The sequence below is a fragment of the Nocardia salmonicida NBRC 13393 genome, assembly GCF_001613085.1.
Taxonomy (GTDB): domain Bacteria; phylum Actinomycetota; class Actinomycetes; order Mycobacteriales; family Mycobacteriaceae; genus Nocardia; species Nocardia salmonicida.
Map to the genome: position 1 here is coordinate 58273 of NZ_BDBR01000024.1, position 19267 is coordinate 77539.

Sequence of the window (19267 nt, forward strand, 5' to 3'; positions counted from 1 at the left end):
CAACATGGACAACGCGACTCGCCACCTCCCCCCGACCGGCATCGATCCGATCGTGAACAAGATCGCCAACCTGCTGCCCAAGCTGGGGATCAGCATCATGGGTTCGCGGCTGCTGGCCGTGCGCGGCCGCAAGAGCGGTGAATGGCGCACCACCATGGTCAACGTGATGACGGCCGCCGACGGCGAGCGCTACCTGGTCGCGCCGCGCGGGCACGTGCAGTGGGTGCGCAATCTGCGCGTGGCAGGCGGCGGCGAACTGCGCCTCGGCCGCAAGACCGAACAGTTCACCGCCACCGAGGTCGCCGACGCCGACAAGGTGCCGCTGCTTCGGCTGTACCTGGAGAAGTGGGGCTGGGAGGTCGGCAAGTTCTTCGAGGGCCTCACCAAGGACGCGACAGACGAACAACTCGTCGCCATCGCCCCCGGATTCCCGGTCTTCCGTCTCGCGTGATCACGCCGAAGCCGACCGGCCTATGGCTTGCTCAAGAATTCGATGGCCGCGGCGTAGCCGTGGATGCCCAGCCCGGCGATCACCGCGGTGGCGATCGGGGAGACGAACGAGTGGTGCCGGAACTCCTCGCGCGCGTGCACATTGCTGATGTGCACCTCGACGATCGGCACCTCCGGGATCGCCAGGGCGTCGCGCAGTGCGACCGAGGTGTGGGTGAGGCCGCCGGGGTTGATGACGATGGCCGACACCTCGCCGCGGGCCTGCTGGATCCGGTCGATCAGCGCGCCTTCGTGATTGGACTGGAAGGCGATGACCTTGCGGTCGAACCGGGCGGCGGTGTGTTCGCAGAGTGCGACGACATCGTCGAGGGTGTCGGCGCCGTAGATCTCGGGCTGGCGGGTCCCGAGCATGTTCAGGTTCGGTCCGTTGATTACCAGGATCGGACCAGTGGCCTGCGCGGATTCCATGCAGGCCACTGTAAGTCACAAGCCGGTCGGGCCCTCTGAGCGCAGGTCGTCGACCTTGCGCATGGCTTCGCGGAGTTCGGCGAGCCAGGTTTCGGCGTGCTTGCCCGCGAGTTTGACCGTCCAGGCCAAGGCGTCGGCGCGGGAGCGGGCTATGCCTGCGTCGATGAGGGTGTCGAGGACCTGGCGTTCGGGCTGGCGTAGGCGGGTCATCACGGGCACGGCCAGGTGGGTGAACAGGATTCGTTCACCGTCTACTCGCACGCCCCAGGCGACGCTGCGGCCGTAACGGCGCTGGGCCTCGTCGGCGATCTGCATGCGGGCCGGGCGGGTCGACTCGCGGAAGCGGGCGAGTGCGCCTTCTTTGGTGGCGGTCGAGGTGCTCGCGTCGCCGGGGACGGGCAGTTCGCCGACCACGACGATCTCGTCGCGGTCGATCTCGATGTCCACCGGCCCGGTGAACCAGTCGGCGGGCAACCGTCCGGCGAACCAGTCGGGGGCGTCGGCCGGATCGGGAAGGTCGGCTTGCTGCCAACCGCCGGGTCGGCCGAATCCGCGCTCGCGTCGATCGTTCCGCATGGAAATCACCTGCTGTCTCTGTTGTGCGTGTTGCGTTGATTACAAGATTACGCCGATATCCGCGCACTGAATTCCGCTCTGCGTGAACGGGTGCGTACCGACTCGGTAAAGCCCATGCCGCGCGGTTGGATGGAGACGGGCTTGGGTACCCTCGCGTTGAATCGCCGGACAATTGCGAGATCCGCGCGACCTGGCGCGGCTGTCGGTACGGTTGACACAGCAGTTGTTGCCGCTTACTGGGCGAGGTTGGAAAACGGACCCTCATCAGGGCGAGATTTCCGGCACAATCGAGGTGTCGAGGTCGGGGAGTATCCCGACTGGCCGGGGCATTGGAGACAGGTCAACTTCCGGTACGGTGTATTTGTTACCGGAGTGGCAAGAGTGAAGAGTGGGCGATATGGATGTGTGGGGATCCCGCCGCTTTCGCGTCCGGGGCGCTATGGCGATCGCGGGGGTTGCGACCCTCGCCATCGCGCTGTGCTCGTGCGGAGTGGGTGGGAAGACGAGCGAGTCGGAGACGGTGGTTCAACGGTTCACCGAGCTCCTCGATGAGAAGGACTACGGCAAGGCCGCCGACCTGACCTCGTACCCCGCTGCCGCTTCGGCAACCATGAAGCAAATGTTCGAGGGCCTGCAATCGGGCACCGTCGACTACGAAGCCTCCCAGGTGATCGACCTCGACAAGCAGTCGGCGATCTTCAGCATGGAGGTCGCCTGGAACTTCGGTGAGAAGAAGGACTGGACCTACACACTGCAGGGCACCGTTCGCAAGCTCGCCATCGGCTGGCGGATCTCCTGGGAGCCCGCGGTGGTGATGCCGCAGTTGACGGACAACCGCACCGTCAAGCTCGTGCGCACGACCGCGAAGCCGCCGCCGAAGGTCGTCGATCTGCCGGGTGAGGCGCTGATGACCGAACAGACGCTCAATGTCATCAAGATCGACCCGAGCCGCACCGGCGATCTCGTCGGTACCACCAACGCCCTCGCCGACGCCATCGAACCGGTGGCGCCGCTGATCACCGGGCCGTCGCTGATGCAGCAGCTGGCGGGCTCGCAGGGTCAGCCGATCGTCGCGGTGAACCTGCGCGACGGGGATTTCGCGATCCTGGAACCGCGGATGGCCAAGGTGCCCGGCGTGGTGATGGAGAAGCAGCCCAAACTGATCTCGGCCGACCGGCGCACGCGCTCGCCGATGCTCGACGCGCTGCGCAAGGTGTGGCAGGACAGTCTCGAGGCCACCGCGGGCTGGGGTGTGCAGATCTTCGAGGCCGATGGCAGATTCGTCAACCAGGTGGCCGGATATCAGGGACCTTCCGGGCCGGATATCGCCGCGACGATGGACCAGCGTCTACAGCGCGCGGCCGAAGACGCGGTGGTGAGCGCGGGGACCCCGGCCACGGTCGTGGCCATCCAGCCCTCGACCGGCGCGGTCGTCGCGGTGGCACAGAACTCCTACGCCACCGAGAAGGGTCCGATCGCCTTCACCGGGCTGTTCCCGGCGGGCGGCACGATGGAACTGTTCCGTACCGTCGCCGCGGCGACCAAGAACAAGCCGCCGCAGGACGTCACCGTGCAGGAAGCGGCCGAGGCGGCCACCGCGCTGGGTGTCGGCGTCGACTTCAAAGTGGCCGGGCTCGACGAGGTGACCGGGCGGATCAGCGCACCCGGCCGCAGCACCGAACAGGTGCGCCAAGGCGCGGGCGCCGACGCCGTGCAGGTCAGCCCCTTCGGGATGGCCATCGCGGCCGCCGCGATCTCACGTGGCTCGGTGGTGCCGCCGATGATCGTGGCAGGCAATCCGGGCACCACCGATACGCCTGTTCCCGCGCTGCCACAGCCGGCGGTCGACCGGTTGCGCGCAATGATGAACGACGGCATCAACAAGCCGGAAACCACCGCACTGCGCGGATTCCGCGATGTCACCGCGTTCGCCGCGACGGGTGGCGCCGACGGGTGGCTGCTGGCGACGATGGGCGATCTGGTCTTCGCGGTGCACATCGCCGATGTCGACAGTGGTGACGCCACTTCACGTCTCGCGGCCGTTTTGCTGAAATCACTGGCGACGCCGGAGCCGTAAGCACAGGGTTACCACTGATCAGTGGGCATGAACCCGGTCTCGAAGTCGATCTTGAGCGGTTACGCTGCTTTCCGTGAAGAGATACGCGCCGTTCGGTATCGATGCTTTATTGGTGATCATTTTCTGCGCGATCGGGAGGCGCAGTCACGACGAAGCTGTCATCGCCGGTCTGCTGAAAACCGTGTGGCCCTTCGGGGTAGGGCTGATTCTCGGCTGGGTGTTGGCGGTGTACGCCGCGCGGGATACACGATTCGACGCAACGGCGTTGTGGCCCACCGGAATCCTGATCTGGGCGAGCACGCTCGTCGGCGGGATGGCGTTGCGCGCCATCAGCGGTCAGGGCGTCGCACTGAGTTTCATGATCGTCGCGGCCTGCGTTCTCGTGCTTTTTCTCTTGGGCTGGCGCGCCGCGATCCGCGCGCTGCGGTGACGCCGATCGATGGTGAGGACATGGGTAACTCACCGGGTACGGGCTAACCCGACTCCATTGCTCCGCCGGCCGCCTCCCCGGATTCCCCGCGCCTACGTCTGGCTTGAATACGCGGAGAGGCGGAATAGAATTCCTGCTCGTACTCGTGGTCGTCGGCCTGCGGTGTGCGGAACAGGAAGGCGAAGACGATCCAGCCGACCACGGCGACCAGGATGAAGCTGACCAGCCGGTAGACGAACGCGGCCGCCACGGCCTGTGCGGCGGGCAGCCCCGCGCCCGCGGTGAGACCGTAGATCAACGTGGCATCCACATAGACGATGCCGCCAGGGGCGAACGGAATGGACCCCACCGCCTTGCCCGCCGCGAACGCGATGAGCAGCCCGGACAGCTTGGGGTCGGCACCGACCGCGAAACAGGCGGCGCCCAGACACGCCACGTCGGCGAACCGGTGCACCAGCGCCCACACCCCGACGAGCGCCCCGTCCTTCTTCCCCAGCTCGACCGACTCGAGCTGGGCCCGGATCTCGGCCAGCTTGGCGATGCCGTGGTCGGCGGGCTTCTTGCGCAGCCGATTGATCAGCGCGAGCACCCGCCGCAGGATGGCCTCCAGCATGCCGGGATGGCGGGCCAGATAGTTGCCGATGAACAGGACCAGGCCGAGCACCACCAGCGAGCCGACGAATTTGAAGCCGATACCCTGCCCGACCAGCGCGGCGCCGGTGATTCCGATCAGCGCCAGGCCGGCCGCGGCGACCACGCCCGAGAAAACCAGCTGCCAGGAGGCCACGATCGGGCTCGCGCCCCAGCGCCGGGTCTGGCGGTAGGTGAACGCGGTGGAGAAGACCTGGCCCGCGGGCAGCGTCAGCGACATCGCGGTCGCGCCGTAGACCACCGACACCGATTTCCCCTGGCTGACGTCCACCCCGCCCGCGTGCAGCAGTTGCTTCTGCACCCGCCCGAATCCACTCATCGACATCGCCTGCAACACGATGCACAGGAACAGCCAGCCCCAGTGGATCTCGGTGAGCGTGCGCCAGGATTCGTGCAGGCGGGGCCACAGATACAAGCCTTCGCCGACGAGCAGCGCGAGGATCACCGCGCCGAGCACCCACTTGACCCACCGGAAGCGGCGGCGGCGCCCGGCCGGTGCGCCTGCTAGGTCGCCGTCGGCCGTCACGGTCTCAGCCTAACGAACGTATCTGTTCTTCCTCGTCCATGCGCGGCGCGGCGATCGCGGACTTCGGCCAGGCCAGGCGGGTTTTTCTGCGTCTGCCTCGCAATTGGACCTCGTCTCCGGTTATCCAATGTTCCTGCTCGCTTTCGTCGGCGAAGTAGAGCGCGCTGCCCGAAGCGAGAACGCGGCCGGGATGATCTTTGGCCAATTCGGTGAGCCGCGACGCCTCGTTGACGGGGTCGCCGATCACGGTGTATTCGAATCGATTTGCGGCGCCGATGTTTCCGGCGACCGCCAGGCCCGCCGAAACGCCGATGCCGATGTCGAGGCTGGTCACCTCGCGCAGCGCCTCGCGCAGATCGCGGGCCGCGGCCAGCGCGGCACTCGGCGCGTCGGGGCGATCCAGCGGGGCGCCGAAGATGGCGAGCGCCGCGTCGCCGACGAACTTGTTGACGAAACCGTGGTGGCTGTCGATCACGTCGACCACCACCCGGAAGAACTCGTTGAGCAGGCTGACCACCTCGGTCGGCGGGCGCTCGGCCGCGGCGGCGGTTGAGCCGACCATGTCCACGAACAACACCGCAACGAATCGGGTCTCACCGCCCAGTTCGGTGCCGTAGTCCAGTGCCCGCTGCGCCACGTCCTCACCGACGTGCTGGCCGAACAGTTCCTGCAGCTTGCGCCGCTTGGCGGCCTCGTCCATCATCCGGTTGAAGCCGACCTGCAGCAGCCCGATCTCGCTGCCGTCGTAGACCTCCACCTGCACATCGCGCGAGCCGGACTGCACCCTGTTGATGGCTTGGGACAGCTGACGCACCGGGTCGGAGATCGAGGATCCGGTCAGCATCGACAAGGCCAGCGCCTGCAGGATCACCACGCCGCACAGCAGCAGGATCGAGATCGCGAGGGACTTCGCCGAGAACTTCACATCCGAGGAGATCTGGGTGACGCACAGCAGCACGATCGCGATGGTCGGTGCGAAGGTACCCATGCCCCAGGTCATCGCCATGCGCGTGCCGACACCAGGGGTGAGCGTGTGGTCGAAGGTGCCCTCGGTCAGCGCCTCGGCGGCGACCGGGCGCAGAATGCGCTCACCCAGCATGTAGGTGAAGCCGAACACGATGGTGGCGGCCATGCACTCGGTGACGATCACCGCACCCGCCAGTTCGGGCGATTCGGAGATGATCAGCGCGGCCAGGATCCCGCCGCCGATGACCCACAGCACCAGGTGCACGATCGACTGCCGCAGCGGCACATGCAGCGCCGCCATCTGCTCACGTCGGCTCGGCGGCCCGCCGCGCATCTGCCAGCGCATCACCGGCCGCAACATGAGCGCGGCGGCGAAGATGCTCAACACCGCGGCGACACCGAAAACGAGCAGCGGTGCGAGCAGACCGGTCTGGCGCACCCCACCCGGATCGCCCTCGGGAACCGGCAGGCCGTATTGGATGAAGGCCCACACCAGCACCGCGCCGAAGGCGTTGGCCAGCAGCACAGACGTCAGGTACAGCGGCCAGCGCGTTCGCATGGTCTGTTTGACCGCTTCAAGTGGCGCTGACACGCTAGCCAATCTATCCGACCACGTGCCCAGGTGATCAGGACAGGCGACCGGGTGTGCATTATCGCACCTACGCTCGACCGTTACCGGGTGGAAACCGAGGAAACCCCTGCGCGATTTCACAGTAATTCGCTCCGGCTATATGTGAAAGACACTGGCTTACAGGGTAATTCGCGCTATTCGTGCAGTTGTGCGGCGGGTAGACCTCCGAGGTTGCCGGCCAGCTGGCCGGATCACCGCCGATCTACCCCCTGGCGGGCTTGTTCGGGCACTGACATGCGGGTTTGTCGTCGACAGGCAGGCGATCGCCGGATCCCGTCGGCCGGGCGATCACCGCAGGGGGAACTGTGGTCAGAACCTCTTTCCGAGGCACCCGACGCGAGCACCGATCCAGCGTTCGGACCGATAGGCTCTGTCGAGTGACCGACCAGCAGGTAGATTCCGGGACCGCGTCGACACCGTGGCGTTCGGACGCCGAGGCAGTTCATCCCGTAGTCCGGAAAGCCGCGGCGTGGAGCTGGCGGCTGCTGATCATCTTCGGGGCGCTGCTCGCGGTAGGGATGCTCGTGCAGAAGTTCGCCACGGTGGTGATTCCGCTGGCCATCGCGTTGCTCGCCGCCGCGTTGCTCGCGCCGCTGGTCGATTGGATGCAGCGGGTGGGGATCCCGCGCTCGCTCGGCGTGTTCGTCGCGCTGCTGGGGTCGATCGGGCTGCTCGCCGGGGTGTTGACCTTTGTCGTCGAACAGTTCGTCGACGGTGTGCCGGGGCTGTCCAACGAGGTCACCAACAGCGTGCACAAGGTGCAGGACTGGTTGATCAACGGTCCGCCACACCTGAGCGATCAGCAGATCCGCAGCGCGGGCGACACCATCGTGCGCACCATTCAGGACAACCGCGAGAGCCTGACCAGCGGCGCGCTCACCACCGCCACTGCCATCGGACATATCCTCACCGGCGCGTTCCTGATCCTGTTCATCCTCATCTTCTTCCTCTACGGCGGGGATCAGATCTGGAACTTCGTCACCCGGATCATCCCCACCGTGCACCGCGAGAAGGTTCGCACCGCCGGTGAATTGGGCTTCGGGACGCTGGTCGGGTTCGTGCGCGCCACCGTGGTGGTGGCCGCGGTCGACGCCATCGGTATAGGGGCCGGGCTCGCGATTCTGCATGTGCCGTTGGCCTTGCCGTTGGCCTCGCTGGTGTTCATCAGCGCCTTCATCCCGATTATCGGCGCGTTCTTCGCCGGGTTCGTCGCGGTGTTCATCGCGCTGGTCACCAAGGGTCTGGTGACCGCGCTGATCGTGCTCGGCATCATCATCGCGGTGATGCAGCTGGAAGGCCATGTGCTGCAGCCGCTGCTGCTCGGGCGGGCCGTGAGCATCCATCCGCTGGCCGTGGTGCTCGCCATCACCGCCGGTCTGGTCGTCGGTGGGATCGCGGGGGCGCTGCTCGCGGTGCCGTTGATCGCGGTGGGCAACACCGCGATTCGATACCTGCTCGCCGACAGCCCGGCGGAGGCGTTCGGCGAACTAGTGGGCACCGAAGAGCGAAAACGGTTCACCGCCGAGCCCGACAAACCCGAACCGCCGGGCCGCTTCGACGTGGCGACGCGGCTGCGCATGGAAGAAGCCGAGTTAGGCGATGCGGACCCACACCGCTGAGTTGAGCTCGGCCGACGCCGCGACCGCGCCACTGTGGCGGGCCGCGCAGGCGTTTCGGCTGGTCACGCTGCTGTACGCGATCGGCCAGCAGATCGCGTCGGTGCCGTATTACGACCATCCGCGACTGAGCTGGATGCTGATCGCGGTGATGGCGATCTGGTCGGGGAGTTCGGCGCTGTTGCTGTCGCAGTGGTACTTCCCCGAGGCGACCGGGAAGATCCGCGGCTGGGTGGTGTTCGGCGATCAGGTGGTGACGATCGCGCTGATCGCCTCGACTCGGCTTGTCGCGGATTACGACTGGTACCACGGCCATCAGACTCTGCCCACGACGTTGTGGATCGCGAACTCGGTGATCTCCATGGCGATTCTGCGCGGTCCCGTCGCGGGTGTCGTCGCGGGGCTTGTGATGTCGGCAGTCGTGGTGACGGTGCGGGATCAGTGGGGGCAGGACGTCTGGGGTGACGCGACCGCACCGGTGCTCGTTTCGGTGGGGTTGGCGCTCGGACTCGCGGCCAATACCGCTCGGCGGGCGCAGGGTCAGCTCGAGCGGGCCCTGCGGATCACGGCGGCGGCGCAGGAGCGGGAGCGATTGGCTCGCGAGGTACACGACGGGGTGCTGCAGGTACTGGCCTTCATCAAGCGGCGCGGCGGCGAGATAGGCGGTCCCGCTGCGGAACTCGCGCAGCGAGCCGGGGAGCAGGAGGTGGCGTTGCGGGTGCTGCTTTCCGAACAGGCGGAGCTGCCCGACCCCGATTCGGGCGAGGTGGATCTGCGGCCGTTGCTGACCGCACGCGCCACCCCGGAGGTGTCGGTGGCCACGCCGGGTGATCCGGTGCTCGTCGGGCGGGTGGTAGCGCAGGAGATCGCGGCGGCGGTGACCACCGCGCTGTCGAATGTCTCGCTGCACGCCGGGGCCGACGCGAAAGCCTATGTGCTGCTGGAAGACACCGGTGACATGCTGGTGGTGAGCGTGCGTGACGACGGGGTCGGGATCGCGACGGGGCGCCTACGAGCGGCCGAAGCCGAAGGGCGGATGGGGGTTTCGCGGTCGATCGTCGGGCGGGTCGAGGCGCTCGGCGGTAGCGCCGAGTTGCTGACCGAGGGGCAGGACCTCGGTACCGAGTGGGAATTCCGGATTCCGCGCCACCCGGCGCGCTGAGAAGAGGAGCTGGGCGATGCCGGTCATTACGGTGATGGTGGTCGATGACCATCCGATGTGGCGTGAGGGGGTTTCTCGTGATCTCGCCGAAGCCGGTTTCGAGGTGCTGGCCACCGCGGACGGTGTCGGCACCGCTTCTCGGCGCGCCGCGGCCGTGCGGCCGGATGTGGTGTTGATGGATATGCAGCTCACCGATGGCACCGGGGTCGCGGCTACCGCCGAGGTGTTGCGGGTTTCGCCCCATAGCCGGGTGCTGGTGCTGTCGGCTTCGGCCGAGCGCGACGACGTGCTCGACGCGATCAAGGCAGGGGCGAGCGGGTACCTGGTGAAGAGCGCGTCGGCTGCCGAGTTGATCGATGCTGTCAAGGCCACCGCCGCAGGTCAGCCGGTGTTCACGCCCGGATTGGCCGGGTTGGTACTCGGGGAGTATCGGCGAATGGCGACCGCGCCGGCGGCCGCCGATCAGCCGCACCGGCCGTCGTTGACCGACCGGGAGACCGAGGTGTTGCGGATGGTGGCCAAGGGATTGTCGGCCAAACAGATCGCTACCCGATTGAACCTTTCGCATCGGACGGTGGAGAACCATGTGCAGGCGACACTGCGCAAGTTGCAGCTGGCGAATCGGGTCGAGCTCACGCGCTACGCGATCGAACAGGGGCTCGAGTAGTCGCAGTGATTAGGGGTTTGCCCTGATGCGCTACGTGGGTGTGGCTGGTTACCCTCGATGGCATGGGCGGTCCTGAATCCCTCTTCGTACCCGGTGCCGCGACGGCTGGTCCCGTCGGTGACCGTGAGCTGCGTGTTTCCGATGCCGAACGAGAACATGTCGGGCAGTTGCTGCAGCGAGCTGTCGGGCTCGGCATGCTCTCGCTCGGGGAGTTCACCGAGCGGATGGATACCGCGCTGGCCGCCAAGACCCGTGGTGAACTCAACGCCGTGCTGGTCGACCTGCCCGGTATGCGGGTGGCGGGTACTCCGCAGCCTGCCGCTATGCCGCGTCCACGACACGTTCCGGTTCCGGCCGGTGGGTCCAATCCGAGCGCGATCCGTAGTCGGTTGTCTGGGGTCAATCGGCGCGGGCCGTGGCAGGTACCGCCGGTGCTGCATCTCAACAACCTGATGTCCAGTGTGACCTTGGACTTCACCGAGGCGGTCATGCAGACGCAGATCGTTGAAGTCCAGGTCGACGATTACTGCACGAGTTTGACTTTGCTTGTGCCGGCGGCCGCGACTGTTGACCTCAACGGGTTGGATTTGGTGGGGTCTTCGGCTAATAACAAGGTCCGTACGGGGCCGCCGATCGGGCCGCTGCATCTTGTCGTGCACGGGCGTATCCGGTTCGGCTCTGTCACGGCGAAGTATCCGTTGATGGTGCAGTGGAGACGGTTCTTGGGGTCGTGACCCGGCCCTCGGCTGGTCGGCGGTTCACAGGTTGAGGTGTGAATTCGGGTAGGAACAGTGGGTAGGGCGGGGGTTTCTACTCATGTTCGGTGGTCCCTCCGGGCCGACTATGGGGTTATGAGTACCGCTATCGATCCCGCGCTGGTTGCGCGGCTCTCGGGGGAGTTCACCGCGCTCGGCGTCCGGATGGGGCAGCTCGGGGGCGATCTGGAGATGCTGTCCGCGCAGTTGCGGGGGGAGGTGTCGCGCGCGGGGAGTTCGGAGGCGACGTCCTCGGGTTCGGATGCTGAGCAAGCTGATTCGGATGCGGTTTCCGGGGTGCCTGGGATTGGTGTGGGCGAGGTCGGTCGAGTCGGCGTGGCGCCGGAGCCGCATGCTGTATCAGCTGCTGGGGGTGCGCAAAGTGTTGCGGGGCAAGCAGTTACGGGTACAGGGCACGGTTACGTAGGTCCGGTTGGTGGTGTGGCGTACGGGCCGGCGGGATGGCCGGTGGGTGCGCGGTACGGCGGGCAGGTAGGCGCTGGGCCGAGTGGGGTGGCTCCGAACTGGGTGGGTTCGAACGGGATGCCCGGTGGACCCGCCACGTCTTACCGCGCGGCGGGGCCGCCGCCGAAATGGGTTGGCCCGGCTGGGCCGCAGGGTGGGCGAGCTGTGCCATCCGGGCAGGTCGGGCAGCCGGGCAGTTGGGCGGGGGCGGCCGGGCACGGCGCTCCGGGGTGGGTCGGGAGTTCGGGGCGTGGCGGGCAATTCGAGCCGGGGCGCGCCGCTCGGGTGCCCTGGTGGCAGCGGGAAGGCGTCATTTCTCGGGTGCTCGCGGTGGCCGGGGTCGGGGTGACCTTGGTCGGTGTGCTGATGCTGTTGGTGTTGGCCGCGCAGGCGGGGTTCTTCGGGCCGGTGGCGAGAGTTGTTGCCGGGGCCGCACTGTCGGTGGTTCTGGTCGGGCTCGGGTGGCGGGTCTTCGGGCGGCCTGGTGGTCGTGTCGGCGGAATTGCGCTGGTGGCCACGGGTATTGCCGGGTTGTATCTGGATGTTGTCGCGGTGACCGGGTATTACCGGTGGGTTCCTGGTGGTGTGGGGCTCGCGGTGGCGCTCGGGGTGGCGTTGGTCGGGTTGGGGATCGCGGTGCGGTGGCAGTCTCAGCCGTTGGCGGTGGGGGTGGTGTTGGGTGCAGCGGTGTTGTCACCGGCGTTGACGACCGAACTGATGCTGCTCGGGTTCCTGGTGGTGTTGCAGGCGGCCGGGGTTCCGGTGCAGATGCGCAGGAACTGGCCCGTGCTGCACGTGGCGCGAACCTTGCCGGTGGTGCTCGCTGTGCTGGGGATGGTGGCATTGAGCGGGATCGAAGGGGCGATCTCCGGTGCCGAGGCGGAGCAGCGGCAGGGACTGCTGATCGCGGCGATCGCCTGCGCGGTGGTCGGGCTGGTCGGCGCCCTGCTCGCGGTGCGACGCAGGTCCGGCGACATCACCGCGAGCATCACGATCGCGCTGACCGCACTTCCGGTGCTCGCCGCCGCCGTACTGTTCGACCGGGTGGTGAGCGCTTCGATCACCGCCGTGCTAGCCGCCGTCCTCCTCAGCCTGGCGGCCACGGTGCTGATCCCGCTTCGTACGGCGACAGCCGAGATTCGTGGGCACGGGGATTCGGCAGTGGACACCGCGAAGGTAGATCCCGGCTCCGCGAGTGCCGCGGTCGTTCCGGACGGGCTGGTCGGCCGGTTGCGGATTGCCCGGCACACGGCGCTGGTGGCGGGATTGACCGGTGCTGTCGCCCTGTTGCAGACCTGCACGATCGCGACGGGCGGTCACCCTCGACTGCTGCCGACCATGTTGTTCGCGGTCGGTCTCGCGTTCCTCGCGGTTGCCGCGGCGAGTCGCACGCGGGTGGCCGCGGGGCTCGGTATCGCGTTCGCCCTGCTGGGCGGGCTGGTAATGCTGGCGATCGCTACGCCGGAAACGCTGGCACTGCAACGACTCGCGGACCAAAACCTCGATACCTCGACGGCGGTGGCCGCGGTGGTCGGGTCGGGCGTGGCGGTGATGGTGGCGTGGACCGTGCCGCGGTTGCCACGGTGCGACGATCCCGCACTCGTCACCGGAGTGTGGATCTCGGTGAGCATCGCCGGGCTGTACTACGTGCTGGTCGCCGCGGTATCCCTCGGCGTATCTCTCGGCGGCGCAGACGGTTTCATCGTCGGCCACAGCCTCGCGACCATCGTGTGGATGGTCGCGGCGACCGGCTCGCTGTTCTACGGTCTGCGCCGACTGTCCAGCTCGCCCGCCGTCGCGAAAGTCTGCCTGGTCTCCGGCCTGTTGGTGGCCGCGGCCGCACTGGCGAAACTGTTCCTGTTCGACCTCGCGACACTGTCCGGCCTGATCCGCGTCACCGCGTTCCTGGCGGTCGGAATCCTGTTGCTACTCACCGGAACCCGCTACGCCCGCGCCTTCGCCGACGCGGCGCAGCCTCGCCAGGCTCGCTGAGACGACCCGACCCTCAGTCATCCTCGCGTCGACGCAGAAGTTCGTTCACGCTGACGGTCCGGCCTTCATTGCCATGATGGCGACCCTCGTCCTCAGCCGTACCGCGGCGCGACGAGCGCAACTGAGCCATCCAGTTCTCGATCTCGTTGCGAGTGTCGGCCGGGGGTTCGCCGGATTCCGGCGCGGTGGAATCGGCTTCCGCCGCAGGTGCGGCAGTCTCCGACGACACCTCGGTGGACGGCTCCGAGGGTGAGGCGGCGGGGGACGGGACGGCGGTGAAACCCGAAGGGGCCTGCCACCGACCGGCGATGTCGGTCGTCGGTGCCTCGTCGGCTGCTTCCCGACCTGCCGTCGGCGTTTCACCGTTGCCGCCCTGGATCGGCGAACTCGCCGGTGAATCCGGCTGCCGGGGTGAAGGAGCGGTATCGCGCGTGACCTCGGTGAACCCCGGCGGCGCCACCTGCGGGCGCACGATGTCTGCCTGGCGAGCCGAGTCCGGCTGGTCGCCGGACGGATTCGACGAACCGGAGAAGTCGGCGGGGTGATCGACGGCGGGGCGGGTGCGGTCGCTCGCACTGTCCTGCGAGGAGGGCGTGACCGGCGAGAACCGTGGTCCGCTGTCCTGATCGGACGTGTTGAAACCGCGCGGCGTGCCCGGGCTGGTCATGCCGTTGTTCCACGGGGTGCTCGGCTGCGGTTCGACGGGCACCGCAGTGCCGAAAACGCTCTGCGGCGGGATCGGCGAATCGGGTTCGGTCTCCGCACGCGCCGCATCGCCCTGGGGCGGCTCGGCACGATGCGTGCCGGGCGCCGCCGAGAGGTCGGGACTCGGTGATGCGAATCCGTGCGGGCGCGAATCCACTTCGCGCACTGCGGCATCGGCCTGGTCGGACGAACGGCTCGGCTCTGCCGTGGTGCCCGAATCAGGTGCGGGGGAGTTGGGCGTGACGGGGCGCAGATTCGACGCCGTCACAGGGCTGAACCCGTTGAAGGTTCCGCTCGACGGAGTTTCGCCCGTGCGAGAAGGCGTGTCGCCCGTGTGAGGTGCCGGTGTGGGCTCGCCCGCGCGAGGTGCGGTGTCGCCCGCGCGAGGTGCGGAGGTCGGTGCGCTCGGCGGCGTGTTGACGATCCTCGGTGCGGCCGGCGGGACGATTCCGCGAGGCGGCGGGGTCGCCGTGCTCGGCCGGGCCGGGGGGACGATGCTCGGCCGCTGCGGCAAATCCGCCGGGGGCGTACCGAATCCGGCGCCGTCGCCGGTCTCGTTCGGCGTCGACACCCGAGGCGTCGGCGGAGTTTCGCCGATCACGCCCGGGGTGTACCCCGTAGGTGGCTGCACGCGCGAGGAGCCACGCGGCGCGGCCCCGGTGACGATGCCGGGCAGGTCGAGGTCGGACCCGCTGTCGCCGGCCGGACGGGAAATCGAAGGGCCACCGGTGGTTTCGGTGATACCGAAGGCAGTGTCCGGCGTAGCGGTGCGGGACGGCGAGTCGGCGGCGCCGTTGGTCTGTCCGAGCCCGTTGGTGGAGCGAGTGGCCCCACCGGGTCCGGTTTCGGGGTCGCCGAGGTCGGTGTGGGGTGCGGGGGGCGTGCCGAAGCTGGGGCCCGAATAGCCACGGTCTTCGTCCGCGGCAGGATCCGGGGTCGAATCACCGTGTCCCTGAGCGGGATTCGGCGTACCCGGCTTCACGATCGGGAGTACCTGAGTCGGCTCGCCGGACACGTACTTCGGCAGCTCGAACTCGGCGTCTTCCTGCTTCGCGGCGCCTTCGGCATCAGGTTTCGCGGGCGTACCCTGCTTCACCACCGGCAATTCCCGCGTCGGCTCACCCGAGGACAACATCGAGGCACGGGGGCGCGTCGGATCGGGCGACATCGGCTGGCGCGCGCGTGCGGGCTCAGCGGATTCGGCATCGGTGATCTTGTCGATGCGCTGGGTCGGTGCCTCTGCCTCGATCTCGGCGACCGTGCGCGGCCTGCGGGGCGTACGCGCCAGCTTGGAGTCGGGGACCGCCGTCATCTGCATGGTCGGCGGGTCGGTGATCGGGGTGGTCTTCACCAGGTCGACCACGCCACCGTGCTCCGGGCGTTCGTCGTCGAGGATGGGTTCGCCAAGGCCGATCTTCTCCTGGATGCGCTTCATCCACTTCGGCGCCCACCAGCAGTCGTCGCCGAGCAGCTTCATGATCGCGGGGACCAGCAGCATGCGCAGCACGGTGGCGTCGATGAACAGCGCCGCGATCATGCCGTAGGCGATGTACTGCATCATCACCAGATCGGAGAACGCGAACGCGCCGGTCACCACGAGCAGGATCAGGGCGGCGGCGGTGATGATCCGCCCGGTCTGCGCGGTGCCGATCCGCACGGCTTCGGTGGTCGACGCGCCTTGGGCGCGCGCCTCCACCATGCGCGAGAGCAGGAAGACCTCGTAGTCGGTCGACAGGCCGTAGATGATCGCGATGATCAACATCAAGACCGGCGCACTGATCGGCTGTGGCGTGAAGTTCAGCAGCCCGGCACCGTTGCCGTCGATGAAGATCCAGGTCAGGATGCCCAGCGTCGCGCCGAGACCGAGCGCGCTCATCAACGCGGCCTTGATCGGCAGCACCAGCGAACCGAACGTCAGGAACATCAGCACGGTGGTGGTGACCAGCACGAGCAAGATCATCCACGGCATCAGTTCCAGCAGCGTGTCGATGCTGTCGGCCATGAGCGCGGGCTGACCGGTGACGTACATCGTGACGCCGTCGGGCACTTCGATCGAACGGAGATAGTCGATCGTCGGTTCGGCGTTGCCGGTGGGATCGACCAGGGTCGCCGAGGTGCGGAACACCTCAGGGTTGGTCGGCGACTTGGTCGGCACGGCGAACGGGCCGACCATTCCGGGAGCCTGGTTGGCTTCCTTCCAGACCTGACCGATCGCGTTCGTGTCGTCGGAGACGAAGACCAGCTGGATCGGGTCGGTCTTGCTCTGTGGGAAGACCTCGTAGAAGTGCTCGAGCGCGGATCGGGCCTTGTTGTCCGGCGGCAGGTACTTCTCGTTGATACCGCCGAACGCCAGATCCTTGACCGGGATGATCAGCAACAGCAGACCGACGGTGATCGGAATGGCGATCTTGAGCGGGTGTTTCATGACCCAGCGGGTCGTGTTGCCCCAGAAGCCGTTCTCGATCTGCTCGGCGGTCTTGGTCTTGCGGAACCGCTTGAGACCGAACATGTCGACGCGCGGGCCGAGCACGGCGAGCATCGCGGGCAGGATCGTCACCGCGGTCAGTGCGGCCAGGGAGACGGTGGCGATGGTGCCGTAGGCGACCGATCGCAGGAAGCCCTGTGGGAACAGCAGGATGCCGCCAAGACTGGCGATGATCATCGTGGCGGAGAACACGACTGTTCGTCCAGCGGTCATCACCGACCGCCGGACGGCGGCGCGCGTGGAGTAACCCTCCGCCAGTTCTTCGCGGAAACGACTGACTATGAACAGGCCGTAGTCGATCGCGAGGCCGAGGCCGATCATCGACACAACGCCGCTGACGAAGGAGTTGACCTCGGTGAAATTGGTCAGCGCCATGACGATGCCGTTGGCGCCGAGGATCGTCAGACCGCCGATGACCAGCGGCAGCGCGGCCGCGACGATGCCGCCGAAGATGAAGAACAGCAGCACTGCCACCGCCGGGATGGCCAGCACTTCCATCCGTTTGGTGTCGTGCGCGATCGTGTCGTTGAGGGTGACCGCGATCGCTTGGAGGCCCGAGACCTCCACGTCGACGCCGGGAATATAGAAGACGTCCTGCACGGCGCGGTAGTTGGCCATGATGACGGTGTCGTCGTTGCCGACGATGGCGATCGAGGCGAACGCGTGCTTCTTGTCCTTGGAGCCGAACGCCGACGGCACGGCGGGCGCGTCGCCCACCTTCCAATAGGTGCCGTTGATCTTGTCGATCTGATCAGGGTGTTCGGCCAGGGCCGTGGTCAGGCTGCCGACGACCTTCTGCTGGAACTCCGGGTCATCGATCGTTTTGCCCTCGGGGGCGTTGTACATGACGATGACGTCGGCCATGTGGTCGCGTCCGTAGGAGCCGTCGGCGATCTGCGCGCCCGCCACCGATTCCGAGCCGGGATCGAACCACCCGCTCGATGTCAGGCGAGGGCCGAGGCCCATGCCGTAAGCGCCCAACGCCAACAACGCCGCACCGACGACAGCGATGACGGCGAAGCGGAACCGGAAGACCAGATCGCCCCAGCGGGTGAACACTTAAGCGACTCCTTGACCAGGGCGAGAAGTGAGTAGTGCCGACAGCGGCCGGAAAGGCTGCAGCCAGGCACCCTCGTCGGGCAGCGACTCGAGACTCACCCGCGGTAGCGGTTCACGGAACACGCCGGGGATGTCCTCGAGGTCGACGAACCCGAGGGTATCCGAAGTGACGGCCCAACTCGCGTGCTCACGGAATCCGAGCACCTGAGCTGGGATTCCCTTGGCCGCGATGGCCTCCAGCGGTTCACGGAACGCCTGACCGTCGGCCGAGGCGACCATGATGCCGGCTAAACCGCCGTCGCGTTGACGGGTCGCGATGTGCGCGAGCATGTCGGCGTCGACATCGGAGTCTTCGTCGATCTTGGGCTTGGCGAACACCGCGAAACCGACATTGCGCAGCGCTTCCACCCAGGGGCGGACCACGTCGGCGGTGCCGGGCGCGATATTGGTGAAGACGGTGGCCTCGGCCTCGATGCGGCCCTTGGAGGCCACCGAGATCTCGGCGGTGCGGGCCAGCAACCAGCGGCCGAGCGCGTCGAAGCGGGGGCGATAAGCGGCAGTGGGCCGTCCACCGAGGATGGCGCCGAGCCCCATGTCGAGGTTCGGCGCGTCCCAGACCAGCAGCACACGTCGAACATCGGAACCGCTCAACGCCTCGGAACCGGAGCCTGCCTGGGCGGGCACCGGCATCTCGGGGGCGATCTCACTCACGCTCATCTGTCGATCTTCCCCCATATGAACTCGTTGATGGCGCTACCGGCACGCAGGCCTTTGCCTTCGAACTTGGTGACGGGCCGTTCGAAACCGATCGGCGCGGTAGTGCGGTTGACGGCGCTGTCGCCACCGGTGGTGTCGTTCAGGCCGGTGAACAGCGGTTCCTTGGAGCCTACTTCGAGAATATGCTCGGCGTAATCCGCGTGGTCGGTGGCCACATGCAGCACTCCGCCCGGCTTCAATCTGCTGGCGATCAGGGCGAAAGTCGGCGCCTGTAGCAGTCTGCGCTTGTGGTGGCGGGCCTTCGGCCACGGGTCGGGGAAGAACACCCGAACGCCGATCAGCGATTCCGGGGCAACCATGTTCTCCAGTACGTCGACGGCATCGCCGCGCAGCAATCGGATGTTCTCGATCTGTTCGCGCTCGATCTGCTGAACCAGCTGGGCAAGGCCGGGCTGGTACACCTCGATGCCGATGAGATTCAGGTGCGGTTCGGCCTTGGCCATGGCGGCCGTCGCGGTGCCGGTGCCGGTGCCGATCTCGATCACCAGCGGCGCTTCGCGCCCGAACCAGGCGTCGGCGTCGACCGGATCATTGGACACATTGCGCCCGATCTTCGGCCACGTGTTGTCCCACGAGGCCTGCTGGTTCGGCGTCAGCGCGCCTCGCCGCGTGCGGAAGCTCGTCACGCGCGGGTACAGCCTGGAGCCGGTGAGCGAGCGTCGGCCCGCGTCGTTCGGCATCTCCGACAGCTTGTGGCTGGTCGGCTCGGCGTGGTCGGCGGCGTCGTTCACGTCGTCCATTGTCCAGCATGCGCGCGGGTGCGTCGCAGGCGAGTTCATGGGACCGCTGATCCGCCCAGGTCGGCCGAA

General features: G+C 67.3%; 14 protein-coding genes and 1 pseudogene. 8 read left to right on the forward strand and 7 right to left on the reverse strand.

The window, feature by feature from the left end; translation table 11 throughout:
- Positions 1-4: 4 nt before the first annotated feature.
- Positions 5-451, forward strand: coding sequence for a nitroreductase/quinone reductase family protein (locus NS1_RS23110; RefSeq protein WP_062987827.1), 447 nt, complete (start codon positions 5-7; stop codon positions 449-451).
- 20 nt (positions 452-471) lie between these two features.
- Here NS1_RS23110 and aroQ read toward each other — a convergent pair whose 3' ends face one another.
- Both aroQ and abmR read right to left on the reverse strand, forming a co-directional pair.
- Positions 472-918 (reverse strand): type II 3-dehydroquinate dehydratase, encoded by a 447-nt coding sequence (gene aroQ, locus NS1_RS23115; protein ID WP_062987688.1) that lies wholly within the window; start codon positions 916-918, stop codon positions 472-474.
- A gap of 15 nt (positions 919-933) precedes the next feature.
- A complete protein-coding gene (gene abmR / locus NS1_RS23120) occupies positions 934-1494 on the reverse strand; it encodes an ATP-binding transcription factor AbmR (protein WP_062987691.1) in 561 nt (186 codons plus the stop codon).
- 397 nt (positions 1495-1891) lie between these two features.
- Here abmR and NS1_RS23125 point away from each other — a divergent pair, with 397 nt between their 5' ends.
- Together NS1_RS23125 and NS1_RS23130 are read left to right on the forward strand one after the other, a co-directional pair.
- Complete coding sequence (locus NS1_RS23125) at positions 1892-3571, forward strand: NTF2-like N-terminal transpeptidase domain-containing protein (RefSeq protein ID WP_245661674.1); 1680 nt, start codon at positions 1892-1894, stop codon at positions 3569-3571.
- Positions 3572-3644: 73 nt separating this feature from the next.
- Positions 3645-4001 carry a DUF3054 domain-containing protein gene (locus tag NS1_RS23130; protein WP_062987695.1) on the forward strand — a complete coding sequence of 119 codons (357 nt, stop codon included), beginning with the start codon at positions 3645-3647 and terminating at the stop codon, positions 3999-4001.
- 43 nt (positions 4002-4044) lie between these two features.
- Here NS1_RS23130 and NS1_RS23135 read toward each other — a convergent pair whose 3' ends face one another.
- Together NS1_RS23135 and NS1_RS23140 are read right to left on the reverse strand one after the other, a co-directional pair.
- Positions 4045-5178, reverse strand: coding sequence for a lysylphosphatidylglycerol synthase transmembrane domain-containing protein (locus NS1_RS23135; RefSeq protein WP_062987697.1), 1134 nt, complete (start codon positions 5176-5178; stop codon positions 4045-4047).
- 4 nt (positions 5179-5182) lie between these two features.
- Entirely contained in the window at positions 5183-6736 is a 1554-nt protein-coding gene (locus NS1_RS23140; RefSeq protein WP_444980734.1) for an adenylate/guanylate cyclase domain-containing protein, read from the reverse strand.
- Between the two features lie 416 nt (positions 6737-7152).
- Here NS1_RS23140 and NS1_RS23145 point away from each other — a divergent pair, with 416 nt between their 5' ends.
- The 5 genes from NS1_RS23145 to NS1_RS23165 all read left to right on the forward strand — a co-directional run bounded on the left by NS1_RS23145 (position 7153) and on the right by NS1_RS23165 (position 13432).
- Positions 7153-8394 carry an AI-2E family transporter gene (locus NS1_RS23145; RefSeq protein WP_062987699.1) on the forward strand — a complete coding sequence of 414 codons (1242 nt, stop codon included), beginning with the start codon at positions 7153-7155 and terminating at the stop codon, positions 8392-8394.
- Positions 8375-9553 carry a MacS family sensor histidine kinase gene (macS, locus tag NS1_RS23150; RefSeq protein ID WP_056823720.1) on the forward strand — a complete coding sequence of 393 codons (1179 nt, stop codon included), beginning with the start codon at positions 8375-8377 and terminating at the stop codon, positions 9551-9553. The genes NS1_RS23145 and macS overlap by 20 nt, the downstream gene beginning before the upstream one ends.
- A 16-nt stretch (positions 9554-9569) precedes the next feature.
- Positions 9570-10220, forward strand: a complete 651-nt coding sequence (locus NS1_RS23155) for a response regulator (RefSeq protein ID WP_062987701.1) — start codon at positions 9570-9572, stop codon at positions 10218-10220.
- 62 nt (positions 10221-10282) lie between these two features.
- The gene (locus NS1_RS23160) at positions 10283-10954 is read left to right on the forward strand and encodes a DUF1707 SHOCT-like domain-containing protein (RefSeq protein WP_062987703.1); all 672 of its coding nucleotides are present in this window, start codon (positions 10283-10285) and stop codon (positions 10952-10954) included.
- A 651-nt stretch (positions 10955-11605) separates the two neighbouring features.
- The gene (locus NS1_RS23165) at positions 11606-13432 is read left to right on the forward strand and encodes a DUF2339 domain-containing protein (protein WP_255284651.1); all 1827 of its coding nucleotides are present in this window, start codon (positions 11606-11608) and stop codon (positions 13430-13432) included.
- 1660 nt (positions 13433-15092) lie between these two features.
- Here the strand turns inward: NS1_RS23165 and NS1_RS42655 are convergent.
- The 3 genes and pseudogenes from NS1_RS42655 to trmB form a co-directional block, all read right to left on the reverse strand.
- A pseudogene (locus NS1_RS42655) lies at positions 15093-17681 on the reverse strand (MMPL family transporter); the annotation flags it as partial.
- On the reverse strand, positions 17682-18398 hold the full coding sequence (locus NS1_RS23175; RefSeq protein ID WP_082844190.1) for an NYN domain-containing protein: 717 nt from the start codon (positions 18396-18398) through the stop codon (positions 17682-17684).
- Positions 18395-19198: a tRNA (guanosine(46)-N7)-methyltransferase TrmB gene (gene trmB / locus NS1_RS23180; RefSeq protein ID WP_062987705.1), complete on the reverse strand. Its 804-nt coding sequence runs from the start codon at positions 19196-19198 to the stop codon at positions 18395-18397. The genes NS1_RS23175 and trmB overlap by 4 nt, the downstream gene beginning before the upstream one ends.
- Positions 19199-19267: the final 69 nt, after the last annotated feature.

Coding starts and splice junctions, on each gene's coding strand:
- NS1_RS23155 (WP_062987701.1), top strand. CDS start 9,570: ATGCCGGTCATTACGGTGATGGTGGTCGATGACCATCCGATGTGGCGT.
- NS1_RS23160 (WP_062987703.1), top strand. CDS start 10,283: ATGGGCGGTCCTGAATCCCTCTTCGTACCCGGTGCCGCGACGGCTGGT.
- NS1_RS23125 (WP_245661674.1), top strand. CDS start 1,892: ATGGATGTGTGGGGATCCCGCCGCTTTCGCGTCCGGGGCGCTATGGCG.
- aroQ (WP_062987688.1), bottom strand. CDS start 918: ATGGAATCCGCGCAGGCCACTGGTCCGATCCTGGTAATCAACGGACCG.
- trmB (WP_062987705.1), bottom strand. CDS start 19,198: ATGGACGACGTGAACGACGCCGCCGACCACGCCGAGCCGACCAGCCAC.
- NS1_RS23175 (WP_082844190.1), bottom strand. CDS start 18,398: ATGAGCGTGAGTGAGATCGCCCCCGAGATGCCGGTGCCCGCCCAGGCA.
- macS (WP_056823720.1), top strand. CDS start 8,375: ATGCGGACCCACACCGCTGAGTTGAGCTCGGCCGACGCCGCGACCGCG.
- abmR (WP_062987691.1), bottom strand. CDS start 1,494: ATGCGGAACGATCGACGCGAGCGCGGATTCGGCCGACCCGGCGGTTGG.
- NS1_RS23110 (WP_062987827.1), top strand. CDS start 5: ATGGACAACGCGACTCGCCACCTCCCCCCGACCGGCATCGATCCGATC.